At 60.6% G+C, this 9,269-nt stretch carries 7 protein-coding genes; 6 read left to right on the top strand and 1 reads right to left on the bottom strand.

Annotated elements, in window-relative coordinates; genetic code table 11:
• Window positions 1-34 precede the first annotated feature (34 nt).
• On the bottom strand, window positions 35-1,225 hold the full coding sequence (locus tag HP499_RS16030; RefSeq protein ID WP_172325224.1) for an ROK family transcriptional regulator: 1,191 nt from the start codon (window positions 1,223-1,225) through the stop codon (window positions 35-37).
• A 158-nt stretch (window positions 1,226-1,383) separates the two neighbouring features.
• Here HP499_RS16030 and HP499_RS16025 point away from each other — a divergent pair, with 158 nt between their 5' ends.
• The 6 genes from HP499_RS16025 to ppgK form a co-directional block, all read left to right on the top strand.
• Complete coding sequence (locus HP499_RS16025) at window positions 1,384-2,679, top strand: ABC transporter substrate-binding protein (protein WP_172325223.1); 1,296 nt, start codon at window positions 1,384-1,386, stop codon at window positions 2,677-2,679.
• A gap of 65 nt (window positions 2,680-2,744) precedes the next feature.
• Entirely contained in the window at window positions 2,745-3,722 is a 978-nt protein-coding gene (locus HP499_RS16020; RefSeq protein WP_172325222.1) for a carbohydrate ABC transporter permease, read from the top strand.
• Window positions 3,719-4,615, top strand: coding sequence for a carbohydrate ABC transporter permease (locus HP499_RS25225; protein ID WP_309138404.1), 897 nt, complete (start codon window positions 3,719-3,721; stop codon window positions 4,613-4,615). The genes HP499_RS16020 and HP499_RS25225 overlap by 4 nt, the downstream gene beginning before the upstream one ends.
• A complete protein-coding gene (locus tag HP499_RS16010; RefSeq protein ID WP_172325221.1) occupies window positions 4,612-6,339 on the top strand; it encodes an alpha-glucosidase in 1,728 nt (575 codons plus the stop codon). Before HP499_RS25225 ends, HP499_RS16010 begins: the two co-directional genes overlap by 4 nt.
• A 109-nt stretch (window positions 6,340-6,448) precedes the next feature.
• Window positions 6,449-8,374, top strand: coding sequence for a family 49 glycosyl hydrolase (locus tag HP499_RS16005; RefSeq protein WP_253951631.1), 1,926 nt, complete (start codon window positions 6,449-6,451; stop codon window positions 8,372-8,374).
• Window positions 8,375-8,470: 96 nt separating this feature from the next.
• The coding region (gene ppgK / locus HP499_RS16000) for a polyphosphate--glucose phosphotransferase (protein WP_172325220.1) at window positions 8,471-9,269 on the top strand (799 nt) is incomplete at its 3' end.

Genomic DNA, 9,269 nt, shown 5'->3' with positions numbered 1-9,269 from the left:
ATGTGACGGCAACTCGCGCGCGTAAGTCAGGACACTAGAAGGAACCCAACACCGGTTCGCGTGCGGGCGCATTGGAGGTTGCCGGCAGGGTGCCGTGGACGAACGCCTGAATGGCCAGGACGGCCGCACCGCGGCACCATTGCACGTTGTCCTTTGAGGCCAGGACGATAGGGGGCGTGGTGGCTCGTGGGTCACGGTCCAGTGCTATGCCAGCCTCCAGCGCGGGGCGGGCGACGGCGGCCAGGCGGACTCCTTCTCCGGCAATAATGATGCGTTGCGGCATGGTCAGGTTGCAGATGGCTGCGATGAGTCTTCCAAGACCTCGTCCGGCGTCATCAATGACCCGCCTTGCAGCTGGGTCATTCTGGAGGGCAAGGTCGAGAGCTTGTTCGTAGCCGACCTCGTTTCCGAGGGCGTCTGATACGTGCCGGGCTATGGAATCAGAGTTCAAGATGCTTGTTGCACAACCCCGGTGACCTGCGAAACAGAGTGGCCCGGTAGGGTCTAGTGGCCAGTGTCCGACCAGGCCAATGCCGTAGTCCTCTCCGGCGACAATGGCACCGTTGGCGACGAGCCCGAATCCTGTTCCCACGCCGAGGGTCACGACGGCGAACCGGTCATCTTCCCGCCCTTCACCGAACCAGTGCTCGTATTCGGTGAAGGCGACAAGGTCATTGTCGATCAGTGTTGGTATTCCGGTCGCTGCTGTTACTTTGCCTGCCAGGTCTAGATCCTTCCACCCGAGGAAGCGGGCATCGATGACGTGTGTGCGGTCTCGGATGAGCCCTCCGATGCCGATGCCGATGCCGCTGATGGCCTGGTCATGGCTGAGTTCACGGGTGAGCCGGGCAATCTGGATGATGACCTCGGCAGGCTCCTGGTTCGTAATTTCCTCGCTCAGGTGAGTGCTGATTTCGCCACGAAGGTTCGTGCGGGCAGCAATGATCTCGTTTTCGCGGATCTTCATTCCGATGAAGTGCCTGGAGTCGGCGTCGACGTCTAGGAGCCGGGTGGGCCGGCCGACCCGGCCGTCGTTGTGTTCCCCTACTTCCCTGAGCAGGCCTTCTTCTATCAGCGGGGTGCTCAACCGTGTCAGGGAGCCTGCGGAGAGTTGAAGTCGACGTGCTATGTCCGCTCGGGAGATGGGCCCCCTGCGCAAAACCTCGATAGCAACGGGAAGTGATGCGTCCGCGCGCGGGGCGGTCCAGGTTCTAAGAGCGTTCACAGAACCATCTTGGCATGCCTCTTTAGTTTTGTCAGCGAACCAAACAGGGGCAGTTCGGAAGTTTTGCGGTATGCATTGACAGCCTATTTGTTTTGTCGCAAAATTATTCCCAGCCCGAAGACGGGTTTTCGCATCAACCCGACCAACGGAGGTCACCGATGTTCAGCACCAACAGGTTCTCGCGACGGGCATTCGCGGCCCTAGCCGGAACAGCCATTGCCGCCTTGGCCCTGTCCGGATGTTCCACCCCCGAGGGCAGTTCCGCACCGAAGACACTGAAGGTCTGGTGGTGGGAAAACGATGACAGCGCACTTTCCGCCGGCTGGAACCGGGCCGTGGAGCTTTTCAAAGAGAAGCACCCGGATGTCACTGTCGAGTTCGAACTCAAGACGTACGAGCAGATGCAGCAGTCCGGCCAGCTCCTGCTTGATTCCAACGACGCACCCGACGTCCTCGAGTATTTAAAGGGCAACGCAACGGCTGGCGTGGTTTCCCAGGCCGGGCTGCTCACTGACCTGACTGATGTGGCCAAAGACCGGAACTGGAAACTGGACGGCACGGCCCAGGATGTTGGTCTCTACGAGAACGGCATCATGGGCGCCGGTAAGCGTTACGGCGTTACCAACTACGGCGAATACGTTTCCGTTTGGTACAACAAGGACCTCTTCGCCAAGCAGAATGTCAAGGTCCCCACGTCCCTTCAGAAGCTGGAGCAGGCCATGGAGACGTTCTCCGGGGCCGGTGTCACACCACTTGCGCTGGGCTCCCAGGACTACCCGGGAACACACCTGCTGTACGAACTGGCACTGGGCAACATGGATAAGAAGGCCTGGTCCGCGTACCAGCAGTTCGAGGGCGACGTTGACTGGAGCGCCTGGGAGAAGGCAGCCCGCACAGTGCAGGACTGGACCAAGCGCGGCTACATCAGCAAGGACTCCACTGGCGTCAGCGCACAGGATGCAGGCAATGCCTTCGCCGCCGGTCAGTACCCGATGTTCGTCTCCGGCACCTGGTGGGCCGGCAGCTTCGCCGATGACATCAAATCCTTCGAATTCGATCAGTTCCTCTTCCCGGGTAATGACCAGCATCCCGGCTCGGGCGGCAACCTCTGGGTAGTGCCCGAGAAGGCCAAGAACAAGGAACTCGCTTACGACTTCATCGAGATCACCATGAGCCCGGAAATCCAGAACATGCTGGGGAACAAGGGTGCCGTGCCGGTTGCCGGCGATGAAAGTGCCATCACCACCCCGATCGGGAAGCTCACCACACCCCGGTTCAACGAACTGCTCAACAGCAACGACGGTGGTTTGGGCTGGTACCCCGACTGGCCCGTGGCAGGCCTCAATGACGTCCTGGTCGCCCAGACCAGCGACCTGGTCCAAGGCAACGTCACCCCTGAAAAGGCCGTCGAGGCCATCGAGACCGCCTACGAGCAGGGCAAGCCCACCAAGTAGCGGGCACCAATCCAGGTGGCGGCACCGGTACACATCAGTGCCGCCACCTACTCAAAGGACACATCATGACCGCAGTCACCCCGGCCCCCACGGCCGCAGCCTCCCGCACCCCCTCGCCGGGGAACAAGAAAACCCCTCGGCACACAGCACGTGAAAGTTCCCGCGGCTACTGGATTTACCTCCTACCCGGCGCCGTCGGGTTCCTCGCTATCGTCGCGATCCCGTTCGGAATGAACGTCTACTACAGCCTGACCAGCTGGCGGGGCGTAGGTGCCCCGAAGTTCGTCGGCCTGGACAACTACGTGAGGCTCGTGGCCGACCCGGCATTTTGGGCATCCTTCCTGCACAGCATCGCCTTCATCCTGGCCATGGCCATCATCCCCACAGCCCTGGGTGTGCTGCTCGCCGCAGTTCTGTTCGACTACATCGCCCCCAAGTTCGGTTCCCGCGTCGCCAGCATTCTCCGCGCCACGTTCTACCTGCCCCAGATCCTTCCCATCGTCGTCGCGGGTGTGCTGTGGAAATGGCTGTACCAACCGCAGTACGGAATCATCAACACCACCCTGGATGACATCGGGCTTGGCTTCCTGCAGCAGAACTGGCTCGGGGATTCGGATACGGCCATGCTCGCGGTGATGAACGTCCTGATCTGGCTGCAGATCGGCTACACGGTAGTGGTGTTCATGGCGGGCCTGTCCCGGGTCGATCCTGCGCTCTACGAAGCCGCCGAGATCGACGGTGCCGGCTGGTTCCAACGGTTCTGGAGCATCACCATTCCCCAGCTCCGCCCGGAAATCGCCGTGGTCCTGATCACCACCTCCGTGGCGGCGCTCAAAGTATTCGCCCCGATCTACGTCCTCACCAAGGGCGGTCCAGGCACCAGCACCATCGTGCCCGCGTACTTCTCCTACTCAAACTTCTTCACCACCACCCAAGTGGGCTACGGCGCGGCCGTTGCCACACTCCTGGCGCTGCTGGTCACCATCATCGCGATCGTGCTGCTGCGCTTCCAGACCCGCAACGCCGAGGGATTCGAAAAGTGACCGCCACAGCCCCCACCACGACACCCAAGCGCCGGCAACGACCAACCCAAACCAGCCGAAGCGCCAAGAACCGGCGCGGCGTCAGCGGGTGGACCATCCTGATCGTGCTGGCCGGCTCAGCGCTGCTGATGGTCTTCCCGTTCTGGCTCGCACTGATCAACGCGTTCAAACCCTCAGCCGAGTACATCGCCGATGGGCCCATTGGTGTGCCGACGGAGCTCGATTTCACCGCCATCATCGACTTCTGGGTAGGGGTGAACTTCAACCAGAAGCTGCTCAACAGCATTATTCTTTCCGGCAGTGTGGCCCTGATCGCCGCGGCACTGAGCCTGCTCAGCGCCTTCGCCATCGGCATCGGCCGCATCAAAGGCCGGGTCTGGATTCTGGCCGTGTTCATGCTCGCCTTCACCATCCCCCAGGAGGCACTGGTCTACCCGCTGTTCGTGCTGTCAAGGGAACTGAACCTGTACGACACCCTCACCGGGGTGACCATCATCCTCGCCGTCCTCCAAAGCGCGTTCGGTACCTACATGCTCGCCTCGGTCCTCGGGTCCTTCCCCACCGAAGTACTCGAAGCAGCCCGCCTGGACGGGGCAAGCCGGTTCCAGATCCTGCGGATGATCGTCTTCCCCCTGACCAGACCCACCTTGGCCGTGCTGGTGACGTTCTTCTTCATCTGGACCTGGAACGACTTCTTCCTTCCGCTGGTGCTGCTGCCCTCAGCCGCCAACCAAACAGTCTCGGTGTCCCTGGGCGCCCTCAGCGGACAGTACACCAGCGACCCCACCGCCCTGGCAGCGGCATCCATGGCAGGAATCCTGCCAGCCCTGATCTTCTTCCTTCTCTTCCAACGCACCCTCATGCGAGGGGTCAACATCGGAGCCATCAAGTGACCAGCACCCAACCCGCGCTACGCCACCCAAGCCTGAACTCCACCGACGAATGGTGGAAAGCCTCCGTCGTCTATCAGGTCTACCCCCGCAGCTTCGCCGACTCCAACGGCGATGGCATAGGCGACATCCAAGGCATCATCAACCACCTCGACCACCTCGAAGACCTCGGCGTCGACGTCGTCTGGCTCTCCCCCGTCTACGCCTCACCACAAGACGACAACGGCTACGACATCAGCGACTACTACGCCGTCGACCCCACCTTCGGAACACTGGAAGACCTGGACGAACTCATCGCCGCACTCCACTCCCGCGGCATGAAACTCGTCATGGACCTGGTGGTCAACCACACCTCGGACGAACACGAATGGTTCACCGAATCACGTTCCAGCCGCCAGAGCCCCAAACGCGACTGGTACATCTGGCGAGACCCCCGCGAGGGTGCAGAACCGAACAACTGGGGTTCTTTCTTTTCCGGCTCCGCCTGGGAACTGGACGAGAGCACCGGTCAATATTTCCTGCACCTGTTCTCCAGGAAACAACCGGACCTGAACTGGGACAACCCCGAGGTGCGCGCCGCTGTCTATCAAATGATGAACTGGTGGCTTGACCGGGGAATCGACGGGTTCCGGATGGACGTCATCAGTTTCATCTCCAAACACCCCGAGCTGCCCGACGGAGCCATCAAGGAAGGCCAAACCTGGGGAGAGGGCATCCAGTTCTACGGCTCCGGCCCCAGGGTCCACGAATACCTCCAGGAAATGCACCGGGAAGTCTTCTCCCACCGCGACGCCGACCTGATCACCGTCGGGGAGATGGTCGACGCCACACCCGAACTGGCGCGCCTCTACACCGACCAGGACCGGCGCGAGCTTGACATGGTCTTCCACTTCGAGCACGTCGGCCTGGACCACGGCCCCGGCGGCAAATTCACCCGCAAACCGGTGGATTTCGTCGCCATCAAACACTCCTTCGCCCGCTGGCAGAACGCCCTCGCCGACGTCGGCTGGAACAGCCTCTACTGGAACAACCACGACCAACCGCGCGTCGTTTCCCGTTTCGGCAACGACACCAGCTACTGGTACGAATCAGCAACGGCACTGGCCACCGTGCTGCACCTGATGCGAGGAACTCCCTACATCTATCAGGGCGAAGAGCTCGGAATGACCAACATGTCCTTCCAAAGCATCGAGGACTTCCGCGACTTGGAAAGCCTGAACTATTACAACGAAGCCCTCCAAGGTAGCGACGGCAGCCGAGCAGCCGACCTCTTGGCCGGGATCGCCACCGGAGGGCGTGATAACGCCCGCACACCGGTCCAATGGGACGGGACACCGAACGCCGGATTCACCACGGGGACCCCGTGGATCCCGGTCAACCCCAACCACGAATGGCTCAACGCCGCCGCCCAACGCACGGACCCGGAATCCATTTTCGCCTGGTACCGCACCCTGGTCCGGCTCCGTCACGAAGAACAGGTCATCGTGGACGGCCGCTTCGAGCTCCTCTACGCCCAAGACCCCCAAGTCTTCGCCTACACCCGCACCAACGACACGACAGCCTTGCTCGTGGTGGCGAACTGCTCCTCCGAACCGTTCACCTTCACTTCCACCATCGGCACCAAATGGGCCGACGCGGAAGTCCTGCTGAGGAACCAGCCGGACGGATCCTTGGTCCAAGACCTGCGCCCTTGGGAGGTGATTGTCCTCAAGAAGCGCCTCACCTGAGGCCGGCAACCCGCCGGTTGACCATCGGCACCCACACAACGGAGTGTGCCGCACCCCCAAAAGTGCGGTCTCCACGGGCAGCACGCCCGACTGACGAGAGGAAACCATCATGCCCACAAAAGGGCTGAGGCTACTGACCAAAACCATCACCATCGCAGCCGCCACCATGCTCCTGGGCGGTGCGGTATCAATACCGGCCCAAGCAGCCGAGAACAACAAACCCAAAAAGCCCCCGGCAGCAGCCAAAACCACGACCGCCGACACCGAGAACCTGCGCACCTGGTGGCACACCAACGGGACCCTCAACACCACCAGCCCCACCGCGGACGACCAGGTCCGCCAGTCAGCGGTCTACGACGTCAAGGTCGCCGAGGCTACAAAGCCCGATAAAAGTTACGACTCCTTCGCCTACATGAGCATCCCCCGCGGCGGGAAAGGAAAGGTCGGCTACACCAAAGACGACGGAGCGGAGTTCTCCTCCCAGGCCGGACTCTCAATGAGCTGGTCCAGCTTCGAATACGCCCAAGACGTCTGGGTTGATGTCAGCCTGCGCACCGGGGAGAAAATCACCTCCGCGAACCAAGTCAACATCAAGCCCAGCAGCTACAACTTCGAAAAGCAGCTCGTGGACGCCGACACCGTCAGGGTCAAAGTCCCCTACAGTGACGCCGGGTACCGGTTCTCCGTCGAGTTCGAACCCCAGCTCTACACCGCGTTCAACGACCTCTCCGGTGACAGCGGCAAACTAACCACCGTGCCCGACGGAAACAGGGCCATCCACACCGAGCCCCGCAACTCGATGATGGTCTTCGCCGAACCAAAGCTCAAAGGCGCCGACAAAGACCGGCTGATCCCCAAACCCTCCGACGGCAGCATCTACTCCCCCAAACAAGGCTCCGTCAGGAACCTCAACACCGTCACCGAAGAGATCATCTACTTCAAGCCCGGCACCTACTACATGGGATCGGACTACCACGCGGTCCTGCCGCCGAACGTCAAATGGGTTTACCTGGCACCCGGGGCGTACGTCAAGGGCGCTTTCAAGTTCCCTGAAGGCAACCAAACCCAATACAAAGTCACTGGATACGGGGTCCTCTCCGGCGAGCAGTACGTCTATGAGGCAGATACCAGTAACGGCTACAAGGCACTGAGCGGGGCGTCCAACTGCCACATAACCTGCGTGAAAATGCTCCAGTTCGAATCCTCCAACACCGGGCAGAAACTCGACCTGCAAGGCGTCACCATCAACGAACCGCCCTACCACTCCTTCGTCGTCTACGCCCATGAGGGCGAAACCGAAATCGGGGTGGAGCGCTTCAACATGAACGTGGAGAACTACAAGCAGGTAGGCAGCTGGTACTGGCAGACCGACGGACTGGAACTCTACGACGGCAGCACCATGAAGAACACCTTCTTCAACGCCAACGACGATGTCCTGAAGATGTACCACAGCGATGTTTCCATCGATAACACCGTGATCTGGAAGAACGAAAACGGACCCGTCGTCCAGTGGGGATGGACCCCCCGGAACATCGATAACGTCAAAGTCACCAACACCACGGTCATCCACAACCGGATGTACTGGAAAGACGTCAAATACAACACGTGCATCTTCAACTCCTCCTCACACTGGGAGGACATGGGTTCCACAGCCAAAGCCGATCCCACCACCACGGTCAAGAACATGACGTTTGAGAACTTCAAGGTAGAAGGTATGACCAACTGCGCCATCCGCGTCTACGCCCTCTCCAACACTGAGAACATCAACATCAAAAACCTCAACATCGACGCGTGGAACGCTCTGGACTGGACCTCCCAGGTCAGCCACCTCAAGCGCTACACCAACGCCGCTGGCGAAAAAGTGACCATCGGCAACGAGATCCCCGACGGCACCGGCCTGTCCCTGGAGAACTACACCGTCGGAGGTGAAGTGATCGAGAAAACAGCAAACAACTGGGCCGACTACCAGCCAGGAAGGCTCGGCTTCGACGGCGAGAACTGGGACAGCTGGAACGCCTACAAAACCACCCCCTGACACCAAAAGAATTAACAACCACCTCATATCGCAATGAAGCGGGCGACAGCCAAGCAGGCTGCCGCCCGCTTCGTCATCACAAACCGAAGGAACACCATGGCTACCGACACCACAGCATCCGAGCACTACCTCGGAATCGACATTGGCGGCACCGGAATCAAGGGCGCCCTTGTCAACCTCGAAAAAGGGATCGTGCAAGGAAGTCTCACCCACCTCCCCACACCCCAACCGGCAACCCCAAAACAAGTATCTGAAGTCGTCGCGCACATCACCGCCGAACTGTCTTCAGGGTCACACCTGGTCGATAGCCTCGCCCCGATCGGAGTGACCTACCCCGGAATCGTCAGGCACGGAATATCCCGATCTGCCGCGAACATGGACAAAGCCTTCATCAACCTCGACATCAACACCCTCTTCACAGAACGTCTCCGCCGGCCCGTCTCGGTCATCAATGACGCCGACGCCGCCGGCTTGGCAGAAGCCCGCTGCGGCGCAGGCAAAGGAACCAAAGGCACAGTCCTCGTCATCACCCTCGGCACCGGCATCGGATCCGCCCTGATCTTCGACGGACAACTGGTCCCAAACGCCGAACTTGGCCACCTTTCCATCGACGGATTCGACGCCGAAATCAAAGCCTCCGCAGTAGCCCGCGAACGCGAAGGACTAACGTGGAAGGAATACAGCGTCCGACTGCAACGCTACTTCTCCGAACTCGAGTTCATCTTCTCCCCCGAACTGATCATCATCGGCGGCGGTATCTCACAACGAACAGACGAATACCTTCCCCACCTCAGCCTACGAACCCCCATAGTCCCCGCCACCCTAAGGAACGAAGCCGGAATCTACGGAGCCGCCATGCAAGCAGCAACCGCCCGTCCCCTTCTTACCGCCATGG

The sequence above is a fragment of the Paenarthrobacter sp. CM16 genome, from assembly GCF_013179505.1.
Lineage (GTDB): Bacteria > Actinomycetota > Actinomycetes > Actinomycetales > Micrococcaceae > Arthrobacter.
The sequence above is the reverse complement of the archived record's forward strand: the minus strand, read 5'-3'. Positions and strand labels throughout refer to the sequence as shown.